Source organism: Caenimonas sedimenti (genome assembly GCF_007833165.1).
Classification (GTDB): domain Bacteria; phylum Pseudomonadota; class Gammaproteobacteria; order Burkholderiales; family Burkholderiaceae_C; genus Ramlibacter; species Ramlibacter sedimenti.
In genome coordinates, this window is sequence record NZ_VOBQ01000022.1 from 105,418 (window position 1) to 129,807 (window position 24,390).

Below are 24,390 nucleotides of genomic sequence, written 5' to 3' on the forward strand. Positions count from 1 at the left end.
CTTCGCGCTATCTTAAGGTCCGGCGCCCCACCAGAATAGGGGCCACCTCCCAAACCCACCAAATCAGACAACACAACGGATGGAGCAAGCATGGTGACCCGCATCGTCGCGCAGGAAGTGGCCAGCCAGGCCACGCAATCGGCCCGCCGGGCGGCCAAGGCGGTGCGCAAGAACGCCAGCCGCGCCGCCAGCGGCATGCTGGGGCTCACCGGCGAGCGCATGACCAAGGTGGACACCGCCTGGCTGCGCATGGATTCGCCCAGCAACCTGATGATGATCGTCGGCGTGTGGACGCTCACGCCGGGCATCAAGTACGCCGACCTGTGCCAGCGGGTCGAGGACCGCCTGCTGAAGTACGGCCGCTTCCGCCAGCGGGTGGTGGAAGACGCGGCCGGGGCCACCTGGGTCGAGCACAAGGTGAACGTCGCGGAACACATCATCCGCGAGAAGCTGCCGAAGACGAAACCGGGCATGGCGCAGGCGGCGCTGCAGAAGCGCGTGGGCGAACTCGCCATGGAGCCGCTCGACCACAAGCGCCCCCTGTGGCAGTTTCACCTGGTCGAGGACTACGAAGGCGGCAGCGCGCTCCTCGTGCGCATCCACCACTGCATCGCCGACGGCATCGCGCTCATCTCCGTCACCATGTCGCTGGTCGATGGCGGCCTGCCGCCGCCGGAGCGCAAGCGCAAGCAGGCGCCGGCCGGCGCCGAGGATTGGATCGCCGACACGCTGATCAAGCCGCTCACCGATCTCACCGTGCGCGCGCTGGGCGCGGCGGGCGACGGCGCCGTCAAGGGGCTGGGCATGCTGCGCGACCCACAGAAAGGCATGTCCGGCTCGCTGGACATGGCACGGCTGGCCTACCAGGTGGTGAGCGACGCGGCGGCACTGGCGCTGATGCCGGACGACTCCAAGACCAGGCTGAAGGGCAAGCCGGGCGCCGCCAAGCGCGTCGCGTGGTGCGAGCCGCTGCCGCTCGATGAAGTGAAGGCGGTGGGCAAGGCGCTCAACTGCTCCGTGAACGACGTCCTGCTGTCCTGCGTGGCGGGTGCCATCGGTGAGTACCTGAAGAACAAGGGCGACGACGTCGAGGGCCAGGAGATCCGCGCGATGATCCCGGTGAACCTGCGTCCGCTGGACCAGGCCTACAAGCTGGGCAACCGTTTCGGCCTGGTGCCGCTGGTGCTGCCGATCGGCATGGCGAACCCGATCGAGCGGGTCTACGAAGTGCGGCGGCGCATGAACGCGCTGAAGGGCAGCACGCAGCCGTTGCTGGCCTTCGGGCTGCTGGCGGTGGCCGGCTTGTTGATCAAGCCCGCGCAGGACGCCATGCTGAACCTGTTCGGCCGCAAGACCACGGCGGTGATGACCAACGTGCCGGGCCCGCGCGAGAAGCTCAAGCTGCTGGGCTCCACGCTGCAGCAAAGCATGTTTTGGGTCCCACAGTCGGGCGACATCGGCCTGGGCGTGTCGATCCTCAGCTACGGGGGCGGCGTGCAGTTCGGCGTGATCACCGACACGCTGCTGTGCCCCGAGCCGCAGGAGATCATCGACGAGTTCGAGCCTGAGTTCGCGAAGCTCTCGCTCGTCACGCTGATGCTCCCCTGGGGGGAGTAGGCTGGGGTGAGCGGCGCAGCCCGAACCCCAGCGCTCGCGCCTGAATCGCTGGGGTTCGCTTCGCTCACCGTCAGCCTACGCTTGGGGAAATAGCGCCTCAGGACTCCGCGGAACTCACCGGCGTCTTCAGCAGCCGGAACTTCGCGTATTCCTCTTCGTAGGCTTTCGCCAGCGAAATCTTCTGCGCCTCGTTCAGCACCTTGCCGGCCAGCTGGAAGATCGCGCTTTCCTCGTCGTCGAGGTGGTGGAACACCTTGTGGTGCAGTTTCTTGAAATGCGCCAGCCAGCCGGACGAGGCGAAGTCCATCTTGTTCAACTCGTCGACGAGTTCGTCCATCTCATGGTGTTCGGCCATGCCGTGGCGCGACTGGCCCATGCTGGAGTCGTGCTCGATCAGGGGCAGGTAGAAGCAGCGCTCCTCCGCCGCGGCATGCGCGGCAAGTTCGTGCTTCAGCTCGGTGTAGAGGTGATTGCGTTCGGGGCTGTCGCCCTGGGTCTCCAGGATCTGGGCCGCGAGGGCGCGCTGGATTTCGTGGCTGAGGCGCAGGGCTTCGAAGATGTTCATGGAGCGCGATTCTGGGCGCCGCGCCGCCGGCGGGCTGTAGGCCCCCGGCTCATCCGTGCGTAGTGCCCGGTCAGTCCTGCAACTCGACCTTGGCGAGCTCGACGTCGAGGCGTTCCATGGCATCGAAGGGCTTGGTGGCGGCGGCCTGCTCGTAAAGCTTCGTCGCCTCCTTCATGCGCTTGTCACCTTCGAGCATCACCAGGCCGTTGGCGTATTCGATCATGGCGATCGCCGAGCCCGGATGGATCTTGATCGCCTCCTGGAACAGCTTCAGCCCGGTGTCTTTCTTCGCGCCATAGGTCATGCCCCCGATCAGCGAGCCGACCTTGTCGATGACCTCGGCATGGAAGGCGCCCAGCGCGATGTGGGCGTCGGCATGCCGCGGCTCCAGCTTGATGGCCTTTTCAAGTGCATCCTTCACCTTGCTGCCCAGCCCCTGCGCCAGCGCCTTGGCGACGCTGATGCCCTGGCTGTAGCGGCCCAGCGCATAGGCCTGCCAGTACCAGGCGGAGGCGTTCTTCGGGTCGGCGGCGGCAGCGGCCTCGGCGCGCTGGGCCGCTTCCATGAAGAGGTCGAGCTTGGTCTTCTCTTTTTTCTCGAGATAGTTGGCGTAGATGCAGGTGGCCTTGTTGGCCACGGACAAGCCGGCACCGCCCGCCTTCAGGCCGGCTTCGGCCGCCTTCTGGAATTCGCCGTTGTGGAACAGGGCCCAGGCCTCCAGCACCGCCGTGTCGGCGGGCAGGGGTTCGGCATCGCCGGTGTGCAGGCGGGCCCAGTGCTTCTTCACGCTCTTCGCGTCGAAGGTGTACTCACCCAGGTGCGGGAAGGCAGTCCACTTGGCCATCGGTTTGTCTCCTACCTGTTTCTCGCGCGGTCTTCAGCCGCTATTCACCGGGATTGCCGTGGCCTCCATAGGCCCCCGCCAGCTGCAGCAGGTGCATGCGCTGGCCGGTTTCCAGATAGGGTACCAGCAGATTGAGCACGTGGTGGGCGCCGCGCAGCAAGGCGAACTGCGCACTCTCGGGTTCCAGGGCCCGGCGCGGGTCCCGCACGTATTCGTAGCTCAACCAGTAAGTCAGCACCACGACCATGCTGGTGGCCGTGGCTTCGACCTCGCGCGAATCGATGCGGACGGCGCCGGCGCGGCTCATGCCGTCCAGCAGCGCCTTGATCGAGCGCGTCTTGTTCTTCAGCACCCACTGGAAGTGCGTCTCCAGCCGGCGGTTCTTCGACAGCAGGTCGTTCAGGTCGCGGTACAGGAAGCGGTATTGCCAGATCAGCTCGAACAGCGTGTGCATGAAGAACCAGGCGTCCTCGACGTCGCGCACACCGTCGCTGGCATTCAGCAGTTCGGACAGCGCACGTTCATAGCGGTCGAACAGCGAGTTGATCAGCTCGTCCTTGGCCGGGTAGTGGTAATACAGGTTGCCCGGGCTGATGCCCAGCTCGGCCGAGATCAGCGTCGTGGAGACGTTGGGCTCACCGAAGCGGTTGAACAGGTCCAGCGTCACCTCCAGGATGCGTTCTGCGGTCCGGCGGGGCGCTTTCTTGGCCATCGGGCTCAGGCCGCCTCGCGAGTGGTGTGCAGCGCGTGGCCGAGGTCGTCCACGACTTCCTGCAGCGTGGCCACTGCCTGCCCGATGCGGGTGCGTGGCAACGGCGGCGCGACCAGGTGGCGCCGCGGGTCGTCCAGCACCGCGCCGTCGAGGACGATGCCGTGCCGGGCCAGCTTGGGCGCGAGTGTCGTCCGGCGCGAACGCAGCATGCTGCGCGTCTGCTGGTAGGCGTGCTCGGCCAGCTGGCGCCGCTGGCCATAGCTGAAGGTGTTGGCCAGGTACAGCTCGGGGTCGCGCTGGTCGGGCTCGATCAGCACGATGTCGGTGTCGGGGTAGGCGCGCTCGTACTGCTTCATGCCGAGTTCCATGCGCGAATGGATCATCGAGCGGAAGGTCTGGCTCAGCACCGCAGGCAGGCCGCCGTCGACGATACGCGGGATGCGGCGCTTCTCGGCCGGCAGGTTGCGCTGCATCACGGCGTCGCGCGGCTCGACCGAATTGAATGGCACCAGCGGGTTGAGGCACAGCATCAGGTCGATGCCGTCTTCCAGCGCCACCGAAGCATGCATTGTCTTTTTCAGCGCGCCGTCCACGAAGTAGTGCGCGTCGATCTCCACCGGCGGGAACAGCCCGGGCAGTGCCGAACTCGCCTGGACAGCCTTGGAGATGGGCACGTGGTCCCAGCCAGGGCGGCCGAAGGGCGCGGCGTCGCCGCTGTCGAGATTGGTCGCCACCAGGGTGAGGCGGCTGCGCAGTTCGCGGAAGTCGTTGGTGCGGCCGTCGCGCGTGAACAGACTGGCCAGGCGCGTGTGCACCTCCTCGTTGGAGAAGATGCCGGTCGGCAGGGCGGGGCCCAGACGTTCCAGGGCGTGCGTCACGGACTTGCGGCCCCAGGTGGCACGCCAGAGGGCGGAGGCGAGCAGGCCCGGGAACATGATCCCGCGCCGGGCGAATTCGCCGTAGGCGGGCACCATCAGCCAGGCCGGATCAAACACCTCGGAGGCCCCATCGTTGTCGATGAACGACGCGCAGAGTTCGCGCGGCGCCATGCCGTTCGCGAGGCCCGCGGCGATGAAGCCGCCGGCGGAGACCCCCACATAGTGGTCCAGTTTCGTGAAATCCAGTCCCTGCAGCGCTTCGTCGAGCGCGCAGAGCGCCCCGATCTCGTAGATGGCGCCCAGCGGGCCTCCACCGGCGAGGGCCAGCGCGATGCGCGGCGGCTTTCCATTTCTGCTTTTCATGAAGGGGCAGTGTAGGTGGACGGTTGCGCACGGCTTGCTGCGTTGCAGCATCGCGCCACGAAAAAGGGGCGCCGCGGCGCCCCTTGTTTCCGCGACCCGAAGGTCACTCGGCGGCCTTGCGCGCGCTGGTGCGCTTGCGGGCCGGCTTGGCGGCGCTGCTCCCCGCGGCGCTCTTGCCGCTGGTGGCGGAGCCACCGCCCTTGGCGCTCAGCTTCGCCACGTTGCGATTCAGTTCGTCGATGCGCGCGATCAGCACATCGATGTCCTTGGCCGACGGCACGCCCAGCTTGTTGAGGGCGCGCGAGACACGCTCCTCGAAGATGCCTTCGAGCTTGTCCCACTGGCCGGAGGCCTTGGACGAGATGTCGGTCGCCATCGACGCCATGCGGCTCGTGGCTTCGGAGATCTTCTCTTCGGCCGCGGCCTGCGTCTTGCGCTGGATCGACATGCCTTCCTTCACCAGCGCTTCGAAGACCTTGCCGCCTTCTTCCTGCGCCTTGGAGAAGGCACCCAGGCCCGCCAGCCAGATCTGCTGCGCCGAATCCTTGACGGTGCCGGACAGGGGGGCGCCGGACTTCGCCGCGTCATCGCTCGTTTTCTGCAATTTCTTGACCATGGCTTCTCGCTCCTTCAGTGGGGTCGCACCGCAGCTCCCAAATGCGCGGTGCCTGCAACCGACTCTAAGCGCACAACGGTGGCTCCGTTTAGGTGCGCGTTCCTAATTGCCTAGGCGGTGAACCCTATGTGCGCGCGGGTTTGTGCTGAATGATCGCCTCCGCGCTTTGGGCAAGAATGCCCGCAAGCCAAATACCAATAACCCCCGGAGGCTCCCCCATGCAATATTTCGTCACCGGCGCGACCGGTTTCATCGGCAAGCGCCTGGTCAAGAAGCTGCTGCAGCGCAAAGGCGCCGTCGTCTACTTCCTGCTGCGTGCCGAGAGCGAGTCCAAGGTGGCGGCCTTGCGTGAATACTGGGGGGCCAACGGTTCCAAGGCCTACCCGGTCTTCGGTGACCTCACGTCCAAGAAGCTGGGCGTGGCCGCCGAGGAGATCAAGAAGCTCAAGGGCCAGGTCGATCACTTCTACCACCTCGCAGCGGTTTACGACCTGAGCGCGGACGAGGAAAGCCAGGTCGCCGTCAACATCGACGGCACCCGCAACACGGTGGATTTCGCCAAGGCGATCGACGCGGGCCATTTCCACCACGTCTCTTCCATCGCCGCCGCCGGCCTGTATGAAGGCGTTTTCCGCGAGGACATGTTCGAGGAGGCCGAGAACTACGAGCACCCGTATTTCCTGACCAAGCACGAGAGCGAGAAGATCGTCCGCAAGGAAAGCAAGGTGCCCTGGACGGTGTACCGCCCCGCCATGGTGGTCGGCGACAGCCAGACCGGCGAGATGGACAAGATCGACGGCCCCTACTACTTCTTCAAGCTGATCCAGCGCATGCGCCAGCTGCTGCCGCCCTGGCTGCCGGGCGTGGGCCTCGAGGGTGGCCGCGTCAACATCGTGCCGGTCGACTACGTCGTGGACGCGCTCGAGTACATCAGCCACAAGGACGGCATCACCAAGAAGGCCTACCACCTGGTCGACCCGCAGGGCTACCGCGTGGGCGACGTGCTGGACATCTTCAGCCGCGCCGCGCATGCGCCGCGCATGAACCTGTTCATCAACGCCGCGCTGCTGGGCTTCATCCCCAAGAGCGTGAAGAAGGGCCTGATGGCGGTGGCGCCGATCCGCCGCATCCGCGCCGCGGTGATGAAGGACCTGGGACTGCCCGAGGACATCCTGACCTTCGTCAACTTCCCGACGCGCTACGACAGCCGCGAATCGCAGGCCATCCTCAAGGGCTCCGGCATCGAGGTGCCGAACCTGAAGGACTACGCCTGGCGCCTGTGGGACTACTGGGAACGCCACCTCGACCCCGACCTGCATATTGACCGCTCCCTGCGCGGTACCGTGGGCGGCAAGGTGGTGCTGGTCACCGGCGGTTCCTCGGGCATCGGCCTGGCGGCGGCGCACAAGTTCGCCGAGGCGGGCGCCATCACCATCATCTGCGGCCGCGACCAGGACAAGCTCGACGAAGCCTGCAAGGAAGCCAAGGCCAAGGGCTACGAATTCATCGCCTACCCGGCCGACATCGCCGACATGGCCGATGCCGACCGTTTCGTGCAGGTGCTGATGGAAAACCATGGCGGCGTCGATTTCCTGATCAACAACGCGGGCCGTTCGATCCGCCGTGCGATCGAGTCCAGCTACGACCGCTTCCACGACTTCGAGCGCACCATGCAGCTGAACTACTTCGGCTGCCTGCGCGTCACCATGGGCCTGCTGCCCGCGATGGTGGAAAAGCGCAAGGGCCACGTCGTCAACATCAGCTCGATCGGCGTGCTGACCAACGCGCCGCGCTTCTCGGCCTACGTCGCCTCCAAGGCGGCACTCGACGCATGGACGCGCTGCGCCTCCAGCGAGTTCCAGGACCGCGGCATCTCGTTCACCACCATCAACATGCCGCTGGTGCGCACCCCCATGATCGCGCCCACCGGCATCTACAACAACGTGCCCACGCTGGCGCCGGAAGAGGCGGCCGACATGATCGCCGACGCCTGCATCTCCAAGCCGGTGCGGATCGCCACGCGCCTGGGCATCGCCGGCCAGCTGCTGCACGCGCTGGTGCCGCGCATCGCCCAGATCGCAATGAACACGAGCTTCCGGATGTTCCCGGATTCGTCGGCGGCGAAGGGGGACAAGAGCGCCAAAGCGCAGCTGTCTCCGGAAGCCATCGCCATGCAACAGATGATGAGGGGCATCCACTTCTAGGGGCTCGCGGGGCCGCCGGTGCGACAATCGCCGGCGATGAAGATCCTCTTGTTCGGCAGGAACGGCCAGGTGGGCTGGGAGCTGCAGCGCAGCCTGGCGCCGCTGGGCGAACTGGTGGCCGTGGACCGGCGTTCCGAGCTCTGCGGCGAGCTGGAGCAGCTCGATGGGATCGCCGCCACCGTACGCGCCGTGCGGCCGGACGTCGTCGTCAATGCGGCGGCCTACACGGCCGTCGACAAGGCGGAATCCGATCGCGATGCCGCCCATCGCATCAATGCCGAGGCACCGGGCGTGCTGGCCGCCGAGGCGCAGAAGCTCGGCGCCTGGTTCGTCCACTACTCGACCGACTATGTTTTCGACGGCGAAGGAACGGCGCCCTGGCGCGAAGACGCCGCCATCGCACCGGCCAGCGTGTATGGCGCGACCAAGGCGGAAGGCGAGCAGCTGGTCGCCCAGTCGGGCGCGCGCCACCTGATCTTCCGCACCAGCTGGGTTTACGCCGCCCGCGGCGGCAACTTCCTGCACACGATGCTGCGCCTCGCGCAGGAGCGCGAAAAACTCGCTGTGGTCGATGACCAGTTCGGGGCGCCCACCGGCGCGGAGCTGATCGCCGACGTGACGTCCCACGCGCTGCGCCAGGCCGTGGCGGGGTCTGCGGACGGCGGCACCTATCACCTGGCCGCCGCCGGCGTGACGAACTGGCACGGGTATGCCAGCCATGTGATCGAGGCGGCACGCCGGTCCGTCCAGGGCGAAAAGATCCGCGCGGGCACCATCGACGCGGTCCCGTCCAGCGTTTACAAGACCGCCGCACGCCGCCCGCATAATTCCAGGCTGGACCTTCGGAAACTGCAACGCACCTTCGGCCTGACGCTGCCGCCCTGGCAACATGGCGTCGACCGTGTCCTCAACGAGATCGGCTGGGCCCCCGCGGCCAACACCCCATGACAAACCGCAAGGGCATCGTCCTCGCCGGCGGCTCCGGCACCCGCCTGCACCCGGCCACCCTGGCCATCAGCAAGCAACTGCTGCCGGTGTACGACAAGCCGATGATCTATTACCCGCTCAGCACGCTGATGCTGGCCGGCATCCGCGACGTGCTGGTCATCAGCACGCCGCAGGACACGCCGCGGTTCACGCAACTGCTGGGTGACGGCGCGCAGTGGGGCATGAACATCCAGTACGCCGTGCAGCCCAGCCCCGATGGCCTGGCGCAGGCGTTCATCATCGGCGCGGACTTCGTGGGCACCTCGCCCAGCGCCCTGGTGCTGGGTGACAACATCTACTACGGGCATGACTTCTTCCATCTGCTTGAAGGCGCGGACCGCCAGGACGACGGTGCGACCGTCTTCGCCTACCACGTGGCGGACCCGGAGCGTTACGGCGTGGTGGAGTTCGATGCGCGCGGCAAGGCGGTGAGCATCGAGGAAAAGCCGAAGGCACCGCGCAGCAACTTCGCCGTCACCGGCCTCTACTTCTACGACCGGCAAGTGGTCGACATCGCGCGCGCCGTGAAGCCGAGCGCCCGTGGCGAACTCGAGATCACTTCGGTCAACCAGGCGTATCTGGAGCAAGGCAAGCTGTCGGTGCAGATCATGCAACGTGGCTACGCCTGGCTCGACACCGGCACGCACGAGAGCCTGCTCGAGGCCAGCCAGTTCATCGCCACGCTGGAGCACCGCCAGGGCCTGAAGATCGGCTGCCCCGAAGAGATCGCCTGGCGCGCCGGCTTCATCGACTCGGAGCAGTTGCAGAAGCTGGCGCAGCCCATGGCCAAGACCGGCTACGGGCAATACCTGCTGCGGCTGTTGAAGTAAGGTTCGCGATGAAGGTCACGCCCACCGAACTGCCGGAAGTCCTGCTGATCGAGCCGCGCGTCTTCGGCGACGAACGCGGCTTCTTCCTGGAGAGTTTCAATCGCGCCCGCTTCGCCGAAGCCACCGGGGTCGACGCGGATTTCGTGCAGGACAACCACAGCCGCAGCGCGCGCGGGGTGCTGCGTGGCCTGCACTACCAGATCCAGCAGCCGCAGGGCAAGCTGGTGCGAGTCACCGCGGGTGCCGTGTTCGACGTGGCGGTCGACCTGCGGCGCAGCTCGCCGCGCTTCGGGCAGTGGGTGGGCGTGGAACTGAGCGCGGACAACTTCCGCCAGCTCTGGGTGCCGCCGGGCTTCGGCCACGGCTTCCTGGTGCTCAGCGCTTCGGCGGACTTCATGTACAAGACCACCGACTATTACGCCCCCGCCCACGAACGTTGCGTGCGCTGGGACGATCCGGCGGTCGGCATCGCCTGGCCGGACGCCGGCACCGCCCCGGTTCTCTCGGCCAAGGACCGCGACGGCCCGCTGTTGCGCGACGCCGAAGTCTTCCCGTGATCCCCCTGTATTCCGCGGCGGCGGCCCATGCGGGCATGGCACTGGATGCCACGCTCCAGCGGGTGCTGCAGCGCAACTGGTTCGTGCTGGGCGAGGAGGTGCGGGAGTTCGAGCGCGAATTCGCGGCCTGGTGCGGCGTGGCGCATTGCGTGACCGTGGCGAACGGCACCGACGCCCTGGAACTCGCCCTGCGGGCGCTCGACGTGCAGCCTGGTGGCGAAGTGCTGTGCGCGGCGAACGCGGGGTTCTACGCCAGCGCCGCGGCCTTGGCCATGGGTGCGGTTCCGGGCTACGTCGATGTCGATGATGGCACCCTGACCTTGTCGCCGGCCGCCTTGCGCCAAGCGCTGGCTGCGCGCCCGAGCAAGCCGGCCGCCGTGGTGGCCACGCATCTCTATGGGCAGCTGGCCGATGTCGAGGGCATCGCCGCGGTCTGCGCGGAGGCTGGCGTTCCCTGGATCGAGGACTGCGCGCAGGCGCACGGCGCCGAGCGTGGCGGGCGCAAGGCCGGCAGCTTCGCGCCGCTGGCCTGCTTCAGTTTCTATCCCACCAAGAACCTCGGCGCGCTGGGCGACGGCGGCGCCGTCACCAGCCCGGATGCGCGTCTCGCGGACCGCGTGCGCGCCTTGCGCCAGTACGGCTGGTCGGCCAAGTACCACGTGAGCGAGCGGGGCGGGCGCAACAGCCGGCTGGACGAATTGCAGGCGGCGGTGCTGCGCCTGAAGCTGGGCCACCTGGAACGGCAGAACGCCGAACGGAGAGCCATCGCGCGGCGCTACTCCGAAGCCTTCGAAGGCCTGGCATTGCGGCTGCCCGTCTCGTGCGGCGCGGACAACGCCGTGCACCTCTACGTGGTGCGCACGGCCCAGCGCGAGACATTGCGCGCGCACCTGCTGGCACGCGGTGTGGCCAGCGACGTCCACTACCCCGTGCCGGACCACCAGCAAGCCGTGCTGGCGGCCAGCCGTGCCGGCGTCCGCCTGCCCGTGACCGAGGCTGCTTGCGCCTCGGTGTTGTCGCTGCCGTGTTTTCCCGGCATGCGCGAGGAGGAAGTGGACACGGTCATCGCCGCCGTGCGCGCCTTCCGCGGCCAGGAGCACGGCCAGGAGGCGCGCGCTTGCTGACGCTCGTCATCCCCGTCTACCGCAACGAGGCATCGCTGCCCGACCTGCTGGATGCGGTCGCCGGGCTCGCCGCGCGCATCGAGGGCGGCATGGAGACCGTGTTCGTGGTGGACGGCAGCCCGGACCGCAGTTACGAAATCCTGCGCGCCGAATTGCCGCGCCGTGCCTTGCGGTCGCAGCTGATCCTCTTGTCCCGCAATTTCGGCTCCTTCGCCGCCATCCGCGCGGGCCTCGCGCGCGGCACGGGCGAACGGTTTGCCGTCATGGCGGCGGATCTGCAGGAGCCGCCCGAGCTCGTGGAGCGCATGGACGCCGTGCTGCGCCAGGGCGACATCGACGTCGCGGTCGGGGTGCGAGAAAGCCGCGATGACCCCTGGTCCAGCCGGCTGCCCGCGCAGATCTTCTGGGGCCTGTATCGCCGCTACGTGGTGCCGGAGATGCCGCCCGGCGGCGTCGACGTGTTCGCCTGCACGCGCGAGTTCCGCGACACGCTGCTGCGCATGCAGGAAAGCCACAGCTCGCTGATCGCGCAGGTGTTCTGGCTGGGCTACCGGCGCGCGACCTTGCCCTACGTCCGTTCTGCGCGCGAATACGGCAAGTCGGCCTGGACGCTGCGCAAGAAGATCAACTACCTGATGGACAGCGTGTTCGCGTTCACCGACCTGCCGATCCGGCTCCTGATCCGCGGGGGGTTCCTGGGCGCGGCGTTCGCCGGCCTGTTCGGCCTCGCGACCGTGATCGGCAAACTGGCCGGCTGGATTCCCGTGCCCGGCTACGCGATGACGGCCATCCTCATCATGTTCTTCGGCGCCCTCAACCTGCTGGGCCTGGGCATCGTCGGCTCATATGCCTGGCGGGCTTACGAGAACTCCAAGGCGCGCCCGCTGGCGGTGGAACTGCGGGTGGAGGCGTTCGGTGGCTGAGTCGCGATTGCGCGAAGCCAGCCGGGCCGCCACGAACGTGCGCGGCGTGACCTTGCATGAAATGCGTTCCGTCCAGGACCCGCGGGGCGACCTGTCGGCGGGGGAAGTCGGCCGCGACGTGCCGTTCGAAGTGAAGCGGTATTTCCTCGTCTATGGCGTCCCGCGGCTGGAGCAGCGCGGCGAGCACGCGCACCGGCGCTGCCACCAGTTCCTGGTCGCCGTGGCCGGCAGCCTCCACGTGATCGCCGACGACGGCGTCCAGCAGCAGGAGTTCGTGCTCGACCGCCCGAGCCGGGGCTTGTACCTGCCGCCCATGGTGTGGGGCGTGCAGCATCGGCACAGCGCCGACGGCGTGCTGCTCGTGCTGGCTTCGGATGCCTACGATCCGGCGGACTACATCCGCGACTACCGGGAGTTCCTCGCGCTCGCGGGCCGCCCGCCGTCCGGCGCCTGAGCCCATGGACGGCGCGCCGCAGATCCGCAGGACGCCCGCGATCCAGGGGTGGTCGGTGGTGCTGCGCGACGTCGAGGAATCCGACGCGGCGTTCATCCTCTCGTTGCGGCTCGATCCGGCCCGCAACCAGTTCCTCTCGCCGGTGCCGGATGACGTGGAACGCCAACGGGCCTGGATCCGCGGCTACCAAGCGTCCACCGGACAGGCCTACTTCATCATCTGCGACCGGCAGTTGCGGCCGCTGGGCACCGTGCGCGTCTACGACGCGATCGGCGACAGTTTTTCGTGGGGCAGCTGGATCCTGAAGCAAGGCGTGCCGCCGACGGCCGCCATCGAATCGGCGCTGCTGGTGTACCGGCTCGGCCTGGCCTGGGGCTTCGACGCTTCGCATTTCAAGGTGCATCGGGCCAATGCTTCGGTCGTGCAGTTCCACGAGAGCTTCGGGGCGCAGCGGACGGCGGAGACGGAGGAGGAAATCTTCTTCCGCCTGGACCGGGCCGCCATCGAGCGCGCACTGAAGCGCTACGCGCGTTTCCTGCCGGCGGCTGGCGACGCATGAGCATGGTCACCGGCAGCAGCTTCATCCGGTTCGTGGCCTCCGGCGTGTTCAACACGGCGTTCACCTATCTCGTGTACCTCGGCCTGTTGCGCGTGCTGCCCTATCACTGGAGCTACACGCTGTCGTACGCATCCGGCATCGTGCTGGCCTACGCGCTGTACCGCTTCTTCGTCTTCCGGCGCAGCGGCGGCCGCACGGCGCCGTTGTGGGTGGTGGCCATCCATGGGGCGCAGTACCTGCTGGGGCTCGCGCTCGTGAGCCTGTGGTGCCAGGTGCTGGAGCTGCCGGCCGAATGGGCGCCGGCCTTCGCGCTCGCGATCCAGGTGCCGCTGACGTTCCTTGCTTCGCGCTGGGTGTTTCGCGACCGCGCGCCGGCGGGGAGTGGCGGGTCATGACGCGTTGGCTGCCGCGCCTTTGCATCGCGCTGCCGGCCGCCAGCCTGGCGCTGGCCTTGCTGGCGTGGCTGCGCTTCGGCATCGACATGCCCTGGTACGACGACTGGCGCACCTATGACGGCGGCTGGGCCGGTTCATTGGCGCCGCGCCATCTGTTCCAGGCGATCAACTACACCCTGTCGCCGATCGGCATCGGGCTGGACGCGCTGGCGCAGCGCCTGCTGGACGGGAATGCCATCGCCTACCAGTTCCTGTCCATGCTGGCCGTGCTGGGCGGCTTGCTGCTGCTGCAGTGGAACCTGCTGCTGGCCGCGCTGGGCGATCGCTCCAAGGCGGCGCTGTGCTTCGTCTTCACGTTGCCCATGCTGCAGCCCGGCTCGTACTGGGGCCAGGAGAACCTGGCCTATCACCAGGCTTTGCCGCTGCTGTTCACCGGCGCCGCGCTCTGGCTGGTCCTGCGCGGCGACCTGCTGGCGCGCTGGCGCGGGCCCTTGCTCGCCGCGCTGGCGCTGCTGGCGGGACTCAGCTACATCTCCGGCGCTTTCGGGTCGCTCGCAGCCGGCGCCGCCTTGCTGGCGCTGGCCGCGATCCAGCCGGCCGGGCAACGGCGCGGCCTTGCGCGCGATGCGGCCTGGTTCACGGCCGGCGCACTGCTGGCCACGCTGGCGCAGTTCCAGTTCGCCTTCCTTTCGCACCAGGGCACCACTGCTGCCGTGCCCCTGGCCATGCCGTGGCACGGCGCCTTCTGGTGGTACGCGCTCGGCAAGGTGGCGCGCGCGCTGATGCTGCCGCCGGACCATGCCGGGCTGGCGCTTGGGGTGACGCTGGCCATGCTCGCAGTCGCCGTGGCCGCGGCCGCATGGCTCGTGCAGGGCGCGCGATCCGGCGGGCACGCGCCGCGGCAACGCGTCGCCACCGTGTTCCTCGCGCTGGCCGCGATGCTGGCGGTGTATCTCGGTCTTGTCGCGGCCGGCCGCGCGCATCTGCGGCCCGGCGACGTCCAGGCGCCACTCGAGGTGTTCCGCCATGCCTTTCCGCGCTTCCACTTCTTCTGGCTCACGCTGCTGTGGCCCTGGCTGGCGGCGGCGGTCCTGTCGTGGCCCCGCCTGCCGCAGCGCGGACGCGCCGTGGCGGCCCTGGTGTTCATGGGCTTGGCCGTGACACTTGGCGCATTCGCGCACATGCCGGCGCAGCGCGAGCGGGCCGAGGAGCGCGCGGCCGCACTGCAATGCCTGCGGCAGGAACTGCAGAAAGCCGTGCCGGTGCGCTGCCCCGGCCTGCTGCCGCCCAACCGCACGGAAGCCGCGCCGGATGCCTTGCCGGCGTACACCTACGCCACGCGCATCGGCTCCTCGTTCGTCCGGACTTTGGCCGTGGAGCCCGCCAGCGAGCGCGCTGCGCTGGCGCCGGCGCTGTTCGACCTGCAGGCCGGCGTCGGCACGCTCGAACTGCACCAACTGCGCCGGTCCGGCACCGCGTTCGAGGCGTTGGGCGACGACCCGCAACTGTTCCTCAACCTCGTGCCGCGCGAGGCGGCCGCACGTTGCACGGCGATGGAGGTGGTGATGCAGGTGCAGGCCCTGGCCCCGGGAACCGCCCGGCTCTTCTGGGGCGATCCGGCCTTCATCGGGCCGTTCCACGAGAACGCTTCACAAACCCGAACCGTGCGCGGCGGCGCGCCCGAAATGGTCGCCTTCCGGATCGCGAGCCCGCGAGGCTTCTTTCACTCGTTCCGCCTCGACCCGGTGGAAGGGCGCCAGCCCCTGAGGATCGAACGGCTGCGCGCCGTGTGCGTCAGCGCGCGGGAGCCGGCACCAGCGGGGCGGTGACGGCCGGCGCCACCGGCCGCCTGACGGCCGCCGGCGCGGGCGCGGGGGCAGGCAGCAACGGCAGGCCTGCGGCCGCCTTCGGGTCGGCGAGCACGGCGCGCACGCCTTCGTAAAGCTTGTCCGACCCATAGGCCTTGTTCTCCGGGTCCAGCGAGAACAGGTTGATGTGCCTGGACGTGCGATGCCCGTTCCAGCGCGGCTCCATGAAGAACGACAGGAACTGCGCGCCCTGCCTGGCATGGGTGCGGAACACCTTGCCCAGCTCCGCCGGCGCGAGCGTCTTCAACGGATGGAATTCGGTGATGCCGTAAGGCCCGGGGCGGTTGCGCCGCAGCCAGTCGGAGAACGAGGTCCCGTAGGTCGGTTCGCCGTAGAGGCTCACGCCCATCCCGACACCGGGCAGCTTCTTCAGCGAAGCCTCGATGGCGAACTTGGTGTGGTCCCAGCCCGGGTTGGTGAACGGGATGATCTGGTGGGTGAAGCGCGGGACCGTCGCGTCCAGGCAGGACTTCAGCGCGCCGTTGAACTTCAGCAGGTAGTCCACCACCTGCTGGCCGCGGAACTCGTGCCATAGCGGCACCAGCGGGTTGTAGAAGTACGAAGACAGGTCCGCAGGCACGTCCACGTGGGCGCGCGTCCCGGCATCCAGGGGACGGGTGGCCGGGCCCTGCGCCTGGGGCTGCGGCTTCGGCGTGGATTGCTGGCGATCCATGATCGCCACCTGGCGCGACGCGAGCAGGATGGGCTTGTTCGCACCGTCTTCCAGCAGCACCTCGATGCGGTGCAGGCCGTACGGCAGCTTGCGGAAGTCGAGGTCGTAGCGCCAGCCCACGTTGGCCGACCCCAGCTGCGGCAACGCGGCCAGCACATCCTGCCGGCTCTGGTCGATCGCGATGCGGGCGACCCGTTGCCCGTTGAGAAGGATGCGCACATGGCCAGGCCGCGCCGTGGTGGCCTTCGGGTCGAAGGCCCAGCCGGTGATCGGAATGAAGCCGTGCGCGAAGGAGTCGATGTGCTCCGTGTAGCCCTTCAGCGGCTCGCTGCGGATGTTCTTCGAAGGCGGCTCGACGGCGTCGAATGATTTCCAGCCGGCGCCCACCGCCTGGTTGAGCTTCTCGATGGTGCCGAAGCGCTGGCGCAGGAAAGCGCGGAAGTTCTGCTTCGACGTCGCGCTGTAGTCCGTCACGAGGTAAGGGCGGTCGAAGCCCATGCCGGCCTCGAAATCGGGGAACAGGTGGTGCAGCTCGCCCAGCAGGGTGACGCCACGGATGCGCTCCCGTGCCGCCGGCTCCAGCCGGCACAGCGCGTCGAGCACGGCCTGGGCCGCCTCGACCCGGCGCCGGGTGATGCCGTTGTCGGTGTCCGCGAAAGTCCAGTTGTAGATCGGGGCGCTGTAGTAGACGCCTTCGCCCAGCGGCCCTTTCGGGGTCCATCCGAGATTGGCCGGGTCGGCGGCCAGCGCTTTCTCGATGGGCGCGCTCTGGCTGAAATGGGTGGAGAACAGGTAGACGATCACCGGCCGCTTCGTGTCGCGCACGGTGCGGGCGATGTGTTCGATGAAGACGGGATTGAGCTTCCATTGCTCGCCCTGCTTTGTGAAGAGCGTGAGCAGGGGAACATTCAGCGTGTAGCCGAGCTCAAAGCTGCGTGACCGCCCGTTGGCCGGCAGCAGGCCGGCCAGGGTCTGCTCCACCAGGGGGCCTGCGGAACCCTCGCTGGGGTTGCAGGATCGGATCATCGCGGCCGTATCCGCCTGTTGCGCGGCCGCCCCGGTGACCGGCACCCAGCAGGGGTCCAGGCCCATCATCGGCGCCACCAGCATGGCGGGCGGGGCTTTCTGGCCCAGGGCTGCCAGGGGCAGCGCGGCCGCCGCGGCCAGGGCCGCGATCAACAGGGAATGTGGGAGCTTCGGAGACAAGGATGGACGAACAGCCATGAGTGACGGGTAATGTACAAGCAGCGGCGATAATTCCGCCCACCCCGCGCCATGGCGGCACCTCGTCTTTTCCGGCTCTTTTCCATCCCGTTTCCCTTCCTTCACGTCCTGCATGGAACCCGTCCTTCAATCCGATCCCGCCCAGGTCTTTGGCGAACTGCTGGTCCGCTCCGGCAAGCTGAGCGCGCGCGACCTCGAGCGCGCGCTCGCCGCCCGCCAGGAGATGGGCGGCTCGCTCGGTGGCGTGCTGACGCAGCTGGGCCTGGTCTCCGAGATCGACGTGGCGCAGGCGCGCTCGCAGGCGCTCTCGCTGCCGGTGGCGGCGCCCGAAGATTTCCCGTCGGCGCTGCCCGAGGTGCCCGGGCTGCAGCCGGAGTTCCTGCACACCCACCAGATCTGCCCGCTGCGCATCGAGGACGGCCGGCTCGACGTCGCCATGGTGGCGCCAGAGGATGCCTTCCTGGTCAAGGCGCTGCGGCTCGCCACCGGGCTGCAGGTCCGGCCCTTCATCGGGATGTCGAGCGACATCGCGAAGGCGCTGGCGCAGCCCGAGACGGAAGCGGGCGACGAAGAGGGCGACGGTTTCGGCGACCACGACTCCAGCGACTTCGTCGAACACCTGCGCGACCTCGCGAGCGAGGCGCCGGTGATCCGGCTGGTCAACCTGATCATCGGCAAGGTGATCGAGCTGCGTGCGTCGGACATCCACCTGGAGCCCTTCGACGACGGCCTGCACGTGCGCTACCGCGTCGACGGCGTGATCATCTCGTCGGAGCTGGTGGCGCCGCGCCACAGCGCCGCCGTCACGTCGCGCGTGAAGCTGCTCGCGCACCTGGACATCGCCGAGCGGCGACTGCCGCAGGACGGGCGCATCAAAACCCGCGTGAAGGGCCGGGAGCTCGACCTGCGGGTCTCGACCGTGCCCACCGTGCACGGCGAAAGCGTGGTCCTGCGCGTGCTGGACCGCGCGAGCGTTCGTTTCAGCCTGGAGCAGATGGGTTTCGAGCCCGACACGCTCAAGCGCTTCAATGAGCTGCTGGCACGCCCGCACGGCATCCTGCTGGTGACGGGCCCCACGGGCTCCGGCAAGACGACGACGCTCTATGCCGCGCTGTCGAAACTGGACTCGTCGACGCAGAAGATCATCAACGTCGAGGACCCGGTCGAATACCAGCTGGAGGGCATCAACCAGATCCAGGTGCACACCCAGATCGGCCTGACCTTCGCCAACGCGCTGCGCTCCATCCTGCGGCAGGACCCGGACATCATCATGATCGGCGAGATGCGTGACGGCGAAACCGCGCAGATCGCGGTGCAGTCGGCGCTCACCGGCCACCTGGTGCTGTCGACCCTGCACACCAACACCGCCGCCGGTGCCGTGATCCGCATGAAGGACATGGGCGTCGAAAGCTACCTCATCACCTCGTCCGTCAACGGCGTGCTGTCGCAACGGCTGGTGCGCACGCTGTGCAAGCACTGCAAGCAGCCGGAGGTGCCGCCGCCCGACCTGCTGCAAAGCTCCGGCCTGTTCCGCTACCTGCCCGCCGGCCAGCCGATGTACACGGCGCGCGGCTGCAACCAGTGCCGCGATTCCGGCTACCAGGGCCGCACGGGCATCCACGAACTGCTGCTGCTCGACGACGTCGTGCGCCGGGCCATCCTGGACGGCAAGGACGCTTCGGAGCTGCACGCGCTGGGGATCAAAGGCGGCATGCTGACGCTGTATGAAGATGGCCTGCGCAAGGTGGCGCACGGCGTCACCAGCCTGGAAGAACTGCTGCGCGTGACGCAGGACAACGGCGATGCCTGATTTCGCCTGGCGCGCTTCCGACGCGGCCGGCCGCATGTCGCAAGGCACGCTGGAGGCCGCCACCGCCGTGCTCGCTGCCCGCCAGCTGCGCGAGCGCGGCCTGGTGCCTGTCAGCATCGAAGCGGGCGTCGCCGCGCCGGCCGCCAACCAGGCGGCCACGCTGGCGCAGTCGAGCGGCCGCCAGGCCAAGGGGCCGGTCACGCAGGCCGACGTGCTGGCGCTCACGAGCGAACTGGCGATCATGCTGCGCGCCGGCCTGGCGCTGGCCAACGCGCTGCGCGTGCTGATCGACATGAGCCACAAGCCCTCGGTTGCGCAGCTGCTGCAGGCGGTGCTGGACGACGTGAAGGGCGGTGCGCCGCTCTCCCAGGCGCTGGCGCGCGAACGTGCGCTGTTCGGCGATTTCTACCTGAACATGGTGCGCTCCGGCGAGGCCAGCGGCCAGCTGTCGGCCGTGCTCACGCGGCTGGTCGAGCACATGGAACGGCTGCGCGCGCTGCGCGAAAGCGTGATCTCCGCGACGATCTATCCCGCCATCCTGCTGGGCGTCGCCATCGTCTCGGTGATCGCCATGCTGGGCTTCGTGGTGCCGCAGTTCGAGAAACTGTTCAACGACATGGGCGACGCGCTGCCGCTCGCGACGCGCATCGTGATGATCGCGGGCCAGTTGTTTCGCGACTGGGGCCTGGTGATCGGCATCGTGATGGCCGCCGTCGCGTGGCTGGCCATGCGCTGGGCGCGCACGCCCGCCGGCCAGGCGAAATGGGAATCCGCCGTCCTGCGCATCCCTTTGTTCGGCCGGCTGCTGCTGAAGTTCCAGCTGAATCTTTTTTCACGCTCGCTCGGAACCTTGCTCGGAAACGGCGTTCCCATGCTGACGGCCTTGCACATCGCGACCCAGACCGTGGGCAACCAGGTGTTGCGCTCGGCGCTGGTCCCGATCGCACCGGCCGTGAAGGAAGGCGGGCGCCTGGTGGATGCCCTGAGGGCGACCGGCGTGTTCGAGCCGATCGCCATCAACCTGGTCCGCGTGGGTGAGGAGACGGGCCGCGTCGGCCCGATGATGCTGGAGCTGGCGAACATCCTCGATCGCGACGTCGAGACCGGCATCCGCCGCACCCTGACGCTCATCGAGCCGGCGCTGATCATCGTGCTGGGCCTGATGATCGCCGGGATCATCGTCTCGATCATGCTGGGCATCCTGTCGATCAACGACCTCGCGGCGTAACCATTGAAAACAAATGAGATTTGAGATGAAGATTCGGACTTCGACGCGGCCCGCCCTGCGGGGCTTCACCCTGGTGGAACTGCTGGTGGTGCTGGCCATCCTGACCTTGCTGGCCGGCCTCGTGGGCCCCAAGGTGCTCGGCCAGCTGGGCGGTGCCAAGTCCAAGACGGCCTCGGTGCAGATCGCCGACCTCGAGAAGGCGCTCGAGCTGTTCAAGCTCGACGTCGGCCGCTTTCCCAACAAGGAAGAGGGCCTCGACGCGCTGAACAAGAAGCCGGCGGCGGCCAACGGCTGGAATGGCCCCTACCTGAAGGGCGGCATCCCGGTCGACCCCTGGGGCAAGCCCTACCAGTACGCCAGCACTGGCGCCGCGGTGGAGATCGTTTCGTTGGGCGCCGACGGCGCGGCGGGTGGCGAAGGTGAGAACGCCGACATCCGCAACAACAAGTAGCATGGCGCGCCGCACCCGGCGGGCGGTGGAGCGCGGCTTCACCCTGCTGGAGCTGCTCGTCGTGTTCGCCATCGCCGCCCTGCTGACGGTGGTGGTTCCCATCTCCTATGGCGCGTTGCGTGATTCCTCGCAATACCGCGACACCCTCCGCGCGATGGTGGCGGACTTGCGGGCGGCCCGCCACCGCGCGCAGTCCGAGGGCCGCGAGGTCCGCTTCAGCGTCGACCTCGCGAACCGCACCTATGGCCTCGACGGCCGGCCGCCACGCCCCCTGCCGGAAGCGGTGGAGGTCAAGGCCACGGTCGCCAGCATCGAGATGACCGCGGGCGAGGTCGCCTCCATTCGTTTCCTGCCGAGCGGCGGCGCCACCGGCGGCGCACTCGACGTGGTCCGGCCTTCGGGCGCCGGCACGCGCCTGGCCGTCGACTGGTTCTCCGGCCAGGTCACGCAGAGCGCCCTGCCATGACGCGTCGCCAGCGCGGCTTCTCGCTGCTCGAACTGCTGGTGGCGTTCGCCATCATGGGCCTCTCCCTCGGCATGCTCTACCGCGCGACCGGCAACAGCGCCCGCAGCGTGGGCGATGCGGCGCAGTACCAGCAGGCGATGGTGCTCGCCAGTTCGCTGCTCGCGCTGCGCGACGCCTTGCCCGAGGCCGGCTGGAGCGAGTCCGGGCAGTCCGGTGCCTTCCAGTGGCGCGTGCAGAGCGCACCCTTCGCGACACCCGTGAGTGAATCCACCCCCACAGCCGCGCGGCTGCACCAGGTGGTCTTCCAGATCCGCTGGGACGAAGGCGAACGGCCGCGCGAGATCGAGTTCGCGACCTTGCTGCCGCAGACCACGGCGCCCGCCATCCCCGGGGCGCGCCGGTGAGGGCCAACCGGCGCGTCCTGCGCGGCTTCACGCTGGTCGAGATCCTGGTGGCGGTCTCGCTGTTGTCGGTGGTGATGCTGGGCCTGGGCTCGGCATTGCGCACGATGGGGCAGGCCGAGGAGAAGATCGACGCGCGGCTCGCGCGCGCCGACGAGATGCGCATGGCGTCCACGTTCATGCGCAGCACGCTCGCGCGCGTGTCGCTGCGCCGCGTGACGCCGCCGCCCCCCGGGCGCCCTTCGGTGCTCTTCGCCGCCGCGCCCCAGGCCGTTTCCTGGGTCGGCGTCATGCCGGCGCGCTTCGGCGCCGGCGGCCGCTACTTCTTCCGGCTCGCGCAGGAACCGCTGGAGGAGGGCGCCGGGCTGGTGCTGCGGTTCCAGCGCTGGACCGACGCCGCGGTATTCCCGGACTGGTCGCAGGCCGAAGCGCGCGTGCTCGTGCGCGACGTGCGGGCCGTGCAGATGCGCTTTCTCGACGTCGAAGCCGCGGCGCCGGCGTGGCTGGACGGCTGGACGGCGATCGATCGCGTGCCGGACCGCGTGCTGATCCAGCTCGAGACGGCGCACGGGCCGTGGCCGCCGCTGTTCATGCCGATGCGGCCGCTGCCCGCGAGCGATCCGTCCTCGGGCGGCGCGGTGTTCGGGGCCGGCTGATGCGCAGCGCCCGCGGACTGGCCCTGGTGGCCGTGCTCTGGATCGTCGCCGCGCTCAGCGTCGTCGCGGCCGGCGTCTCGCATTCCGTGCGGCAGGAGATCCGCGCGGTTTCCAACGCGCGGCAGGCGGCGGTCGGCGAAGCCCAGGGGCAGGCCGCCATCTTCCTCGTGCTGCAGGACCTCGCCACCCAGGTCCAGAAGCCGGTGCGCCTGGCGACGCTGCCCGCGACCTGGCACGGCGTCGAAATGGCGGTGCGGGTGCAGCCGCTCGACGGGTTGATCGACCTGAACAACGCGCCGCCCGGCCTGCTGGCGCTGCTGTTCCAGCACGGCGGCGAACTCGACAGGCCGCGGGCCGAGGCGCTGGCGCAGGCCGCCGTCCGCTACCGGTCGACGCTCGACGGGCGCAACCGCAGCGTGGGGTTCGAATCCCCCGAGGACCTGCTGCAGGTGGAGGGAATCGATTACAACCTCTATGCTAAACTCGCCGCCCTTGTGACCGCGGACCTCCGCGGGAGCGGGCGTGTGAACGTCCTGGCCGCCGCGCCGGATGTCCTCGCGGTGCTGGCCGGCGGCGATCACGCGAAAGCGGCCGCCCTCGCGGCCCGGCGGGAGGACGGCGGGGCCGGCGGCGCGGGCCTGGACACCACCGCGCTGCCGGGCGAATTCGTCGACCTGAGGTCGGTGGGTCCGCGCTACCACCTGCAAGCGCGTGTCCCGCTCTCCGGCGGCGCCTGGCTGCTGGTTTCCCGCACTGTCGATTTCGGCGCCGCGCGCCACGGCGTCCCCTGGCGGGTGCTGCATGGCGACTATCGATTTGAACCCGCATCACACTAGGATGGCGAAGTCGTGACCTCTCTCCAGATGCCAGGCCTGGCGTCTTTCGCGGCCGACCTTGGCGCCGCCTGGCGGCGCATGCAGGCGTCGCCGCTGTTGTCCTGGCTCACTCCGGCGGTGCCGGTGCGGCTGGACCGCCCCGACGGCAGCCATGTTTTCTGGCTGGCTTCGGCCGACGGACTGGCGCCCTGGCCCGGACAGGCGCCGGCCTCGCCATTCCGCGCCACCGAAATTCCCGAGGAACACCTGCTGGTCCGCCGGATCATGCTGCCCGCATTGAGCGAGAGCGAGATCCGCCAGGCCGTGGCGCTCGACGTCGCGGCCGCCAGCCCGTTTGCCGCGGAAGACCTGGTGTGGGCCTACAGCACGCGGCGGGCCGCGAACGGGATGGTCGAGGCGCAGGTGGTGCTGGCCTCGCGCCGTCAGGTGAGCGCGCTCGCCGGACCTGCTGCCGGGGCGGGAGCGGCCCCCGAGGCATGGGCCTGGCAGCCACCCTTCGCGCCGGCCGTCCTGCCGGGATTCGGCGAGGCGCGCCGCGAGGCCGCGGCGCGGCGCGGCCGGCGGCTGGCGTTCGGGCTGGTGCTTTGTGCGCTGATCCTGGCGGCCGCGGCGGCCATGACGCCCGTGCTGCAGCTGCGCATGCGCGCGGTGGAAGCCAATCGCGCCATGGAAGCGCTGGTGAAGCGCACCGAGCCCGCCCTCAAGCAGCGCGCCGCGCTGACCGAAGCCCTGGACGCCGGCAACGCACTGGGCGAGATGCTGGCGCAGCGCAGCCAGCCCTTGCTGGTGCTGGACCTGCTGACGCAGGCGCTGCCGGACGACACCTCGCTGCTCGGCCTCAGCATGCAGGGCAACAAGATCACCATCAATGGCATGACGGGCAACGCGGCCGGCTTGATGCAGCTGCTGAGCGCGCATTCCCAGTTGCGTGACGTGAAGGCGCCGACCGCGGCGACGCGGCCGCTGGGTTCCTCCAAGGACCTGTTCACCATCGAATTCGTGCTGGCGACGCCGGGTGCGGCGGCCGGCGCGGCCCTGCCGGCCGCATCGGCCTCCGCGCCTGCAGGGACGGCGACAGCGAGTGCAGCTCCGGCGCCCCCCGCCAGTGCTCCCGCGGCTGGCGCGGCGCCTGCGGCCGCGGCCGCACCA

The 24,390-nt window shown here is 68.8% G+C and carries 25 protein-coding genes; 19 read left to right on the top strand and 6 right to left on the bottom strand.

All coding sequences use genetic code 11. The annotated features are described in order from the left end of the window. The first annotated feature begins 90 nt into the window (after window positions 1-90). Window positions 91-1,617 carry a wax ester/triacylglycerol synthase family O-acyltransferase gene (locus FN976_RS25065; protein WP_145896084.1) on the top strand — a complete coding sequence of 509 codons (1,527 nt, stop codon included), beginning with the start codon at window positions 91-93 and terminating at the stop codon, window positions 1,615-1,617. A gap of 97 nt (window positions 1,618-1,714) precedes the next feature. Here the strand turns inward: FN976_RS25065 and FN976_RS25070 are convergent, their stop codons facing one another. The 5 genes from FN976_RS25070 to FN976_RS25090 all read right to left on the bottom strand — a co-directional run bounded on the left by FN976_RS25070 (window position 1,715) and on the right by FN976_RS25090 (window position 5,595). Next, window positions 1,715-2,182, bottom strand: coding sequence for a hemerythrin domain-containing protein (locus FN976_RS25070; protein WP_145896086.1), 468 nt, complete (start codon window positions 2,180-2,182; stop codon window positions 1,715-1,717). Window positions 2,183-2,252: 70 nt separating this feature from the next. Further along, window positions 2,253-3,026 (bottom strand): hypothetical protein, encoded by a 774-nt coding sequence (locus tag FN976_RS25075; protein WP_145896088.1) that lies wholly within the window; start codon window positions 3,024-3,026, stop codon window positions 2,253-2,255. A gap of 40 nt (window positions 3,027-3,066) precedes the next feature. Then, the gene (locus FN976_RS25080; RefSeq protein WP_145896090.1) at window positions 3,067-3,738 is read right to left on the bottom strand and encodes a TetR/AcrR family transcriptional regulator; all 672 of its coding nucleotides are present in this window, start codon (window positions 3,736-3,738) and stop codon (window positions 3,067-3,069) included. Between the two features lie 5 nt (window positions 3,739-3,743). Continuing rightward, window positions 3,744-4,979, bottom strand: coding sequence for a patatin-like phospholipase family protein (locus tag FN976_RS25085; RefSeq protein ID WP_145896092.1), 1,236 nt, complete (start codon window positions 4,977-4,979; stop codon window positions 3,744-3,746). A gap of 103 nt (window positions 4,980-5,082) precedes the next feature. Continuing rightward, entirely contained in the window at window positions 5,083-5,595 is a 513-nt protein-coding gene (locus tag FN976_RS25090) for a phasin family protein (protein WP_145896094.1), read from the bottom strand. A 218-nt stretch (window positions 5,596-5,813) separates the two neighbouring features. On the opposite strand from FN976_RS25090, the gene FN976_RS25095 reads away from it, so the two are divergent. The 10 genes from FN976_RS25095 to FN976_RS25140 are packed head-to-tail and all read left to right on the top strand — an operon-like array spanning window position 5,814 to window position 15,457. Beyond that, the gene (locus FN976_RS25095) at window positions 5,814-7,799 is read left to right on the top strand and encodes an SDR family oxidoreductase (RefSeq protein WP_145896096.1); all 1,986 of its coding nucleotides are present in this window, start codon (window positions 5,814-5,816) and stop codon (window positions 7,797-7,799) included. A gap of 36 nt (window positions 7,800-7,835) precedes the next feature. Then, on the top strand, window positions 7,836-8,747 hold the full coding sequence (gene rfbD, locus FN976_RS25100) for a dTDP-4-dehydrorhamnose reductase (protein ID WP_145896098.1): 912 nt from the start codon (window positions 7,836-7,838) through the stop codon (window positions 8,745-8,747). Further along, entirely contained in the window at window positions 8,744-9,616 is an 873-nt protein-coding gene (gene rfbA / locus FN976_RS25105; RefSeq protein ID WP_145896100.1) for a glucose-1-phosphate thymidylyltransferase RfbA, read from the top strand. The genes rfbD and rfbA overlap by 4 nt, the downstream gene beginning before the upstream one ends. 8 nt (window positions 9,617-9,624) lie before the next feature. Continuing rightward, on the top strand, window positions 9,625-10,173 hold the full coding sequence (gene rfbC, locus FN976_RS25110) for a dTDP-4-dehydrorhamnose 3,5-epimerase (RefSeq protein WP_145896102.1): 549 nt from the start codon (window positions 9,625-9,627) through the stop codon (window positions 10,171-10,173). After that, the gene (locus tag FN976_RS25115; protein ID WP_255440833.1) at window positions 10,170-11,297 is read left to right on the top strand and encodes a DegT/DnrJ/EryC1/StrS family aminotransferase; all 1,128 of its coding nucleotides are present in this window, start codon (window positions 10,170-10,172) and stop codon (window positions 11,295-11,297) included. Before rfbC ends, FN976_RS25115 begins: the two co-directional genes overlap by 4 nt. Beyond that, window positions 11,291-12,220, top strand: coding sequence for a glycosyltransferase family 2 protein (locus tag FN976_RS25120; protein ID WP_145896104.1), 930 nt, complete (start codon window positions 11,291-11,293; stop codon window positions 12,218-12,220). Before FN976_RS25115 ends, FN976_RS25120 begins: the two co-directional genes overlap by 7 nt. Continuing rightward, window positions 12,213-12,674 carry a sugar 3,4-ketoisomerase gene (locus tag FN976_RS25125; protein WP_255440834.1) on the top strand — a complete coding sequence of 154 codons (462 nt, stop codon included), beginning with the start codon at window positions 12,213-12,215 and terminating at the stop codon, window positions 12,672-12,674. The genes FN976_RS25120 and FN976_RS25125 overlap by 8 nt, the downstream gene beginning before the upstream one ends. A gap of 4 nt (window positions 12,675-12,678) precedes the next feature. Then, on the top strand, window positions 12,679-13,233 hold the full coding sequence (locus tag FN976_RS25130) for a GNAT family N-acetyltransferase (RefSeq protein ID WP_145896108.1): 555 nt from the start codon (window positions 12,679-12,681) through the stop codon (window positions 13,231-13,233). Next, window positions 13,230-13,628: a GtrA family protein gene (locus tag FN976_RS25135; RefSeq protein ID WP_145896110.1), complete on the top strand. Its 399-nt coding sequence runs from the start codon at window positions 13,230-13,232 to the stop codon at window positions 13,626-13,628. Before FN976_RS25130 ends, FN976_RS25135 begins: the two co-directional genes overlap by 4 nt. Continuing rightward, window positions 13,625-15,457, top strand: a complete 1,833-nt coding sequence (locus FN976_RS25140) for a hypothetical protein (RefSeq protein ID WP_145896112.1) — start codon at window positions 13,625-13,627, stop codon at window positions 15,455-15,457. The genes FN976_RS25135 and FN976_RS25140 overlap by 4 nt, the downstream gene beginning before the upstream one ends. Here the strand turns inward: FN976_RS25140 and FN976_RS25145 are convergent. Next, on the bottom strand, window positions 15,423-17,348 hold the full coding sequence (locus FN976_RS25145) for a beta-galactosidase (RefSeq protein WP_255440835.1): 1,926 nt from the start codon (window positions 17,346-17,348) through the stop codon (window positions 15,423-15,425). The two genes, FN976_RS25140 and FN976_RS25145, sit on opposite strands and share 35 nt — an antisense overlap. A 157-nt stretch (window positions 17,349-17,505) precedes the next feature. Between FN976_RS25145 and FN976_RS25150 the strand changes: the two genes are divergently transcribed. From FN976_RS25150 to FN976_RS25185, 8 genes are all read left to right on the top strand, one after another. Further along, complete coding sequence (locus FN976_RS25150) at window positions 17,506-19,203, top strand: GspE/PulE family protein (protein ID WP_145896114.1); 1,698 nt, start codon at window positions 17,506-17,508, stop codon at window positions 19,201-19,203. After that, a complete protein-coding gene (locus FN976_RS25155; RefSeq protein ID WP_145896116.1) occupies window positions 19,196-20,431 on the top strand; it encodes a type II secretion system F family protein in 1,236 nt (411 codons plus the stop codon). Before FN976_RS25150 ends, FN976_RS25155 begins: the two co-directional genes overlap by 8 nt. A gap of 25 nt (window positions 20,432-20,456) precedes the next feature. Further along, window positions 20,457-20,882, top strand: a complete 426-nt coding sequence (gene gspG / locus FN976_RS25160) for a type II secretion system major pseudopilin GspG (RefSeq protein ID WP_145896118.1) — start codon at window positions 20,457-20,459, stop codon at window positions 20,880-20,882. A 1-nt stretch (window position 20,883) separates the two neighbouring features. Beyond that, window positions 20,884-21,348, top strand: a complete 465-nt coding sequence (locus FN976_RS25165; RefSeq protein WP_145896120.1) for a GspH/FimT family pseudopilin — start codon at window positions 20,884-20,886, stop codon at window positions 21,346-21,348. Next, window positions 21,345-21,752 carry a type II secretion system protein gene (locus tag FN976_RS25170; RefSeq protein ID WP_145896122.1) on the top strand — a complete coding sequence of 136 codons (408 nt, stop codon included), beginning with the start codon at window positions 21,345-21,347 and terminating at the stop codon, window positions 21,750-21,752. Before FN976_RS25165 ends, FN976_RS25170 begins: the two co-directional genes overlap by 4 nt. After that, window positions 21,749-22,405 (top strand): type II secretion system protein GspJ, encoded by a 657-nt coding sequence (locus FN976_RS25175; RefSeq protein ID WP_145896124.1) that lies wholly within the window; start codon window positions 21,749-21,751, stop codon window positions 22,403-22,405. The genes FN976_RS25170 and FN976_RS25175 overlap by 4 nt, the downstream gene beginning before the upstream one ends. Next, window positions 22,405-23,241 (top strand): type II secretion system protein GspK, encoded by an 837-nt coding sequence (locus FN976_RS25180; RefSeq protein ID WP_145896126.1) that lies wholly within the window; start codon window positions 22,405-22,407, stop codon window positions 23,239-23,241. The genes FN976_RS25175 and FN976_RS25180 overlap by 1 nt, the downstream gene beginning before the upstream one ends. A gap of 12 nt (window positions 23,242-23,253) precedes the next feature. Then, window positions 23,254-24,390: PilN domain-containing protein (locus FN976_RS25185; RefSeq protein ID WP_145896128.1), on the top strand; the 1,137-nt coding region annotated here is incomplete at its 3' end.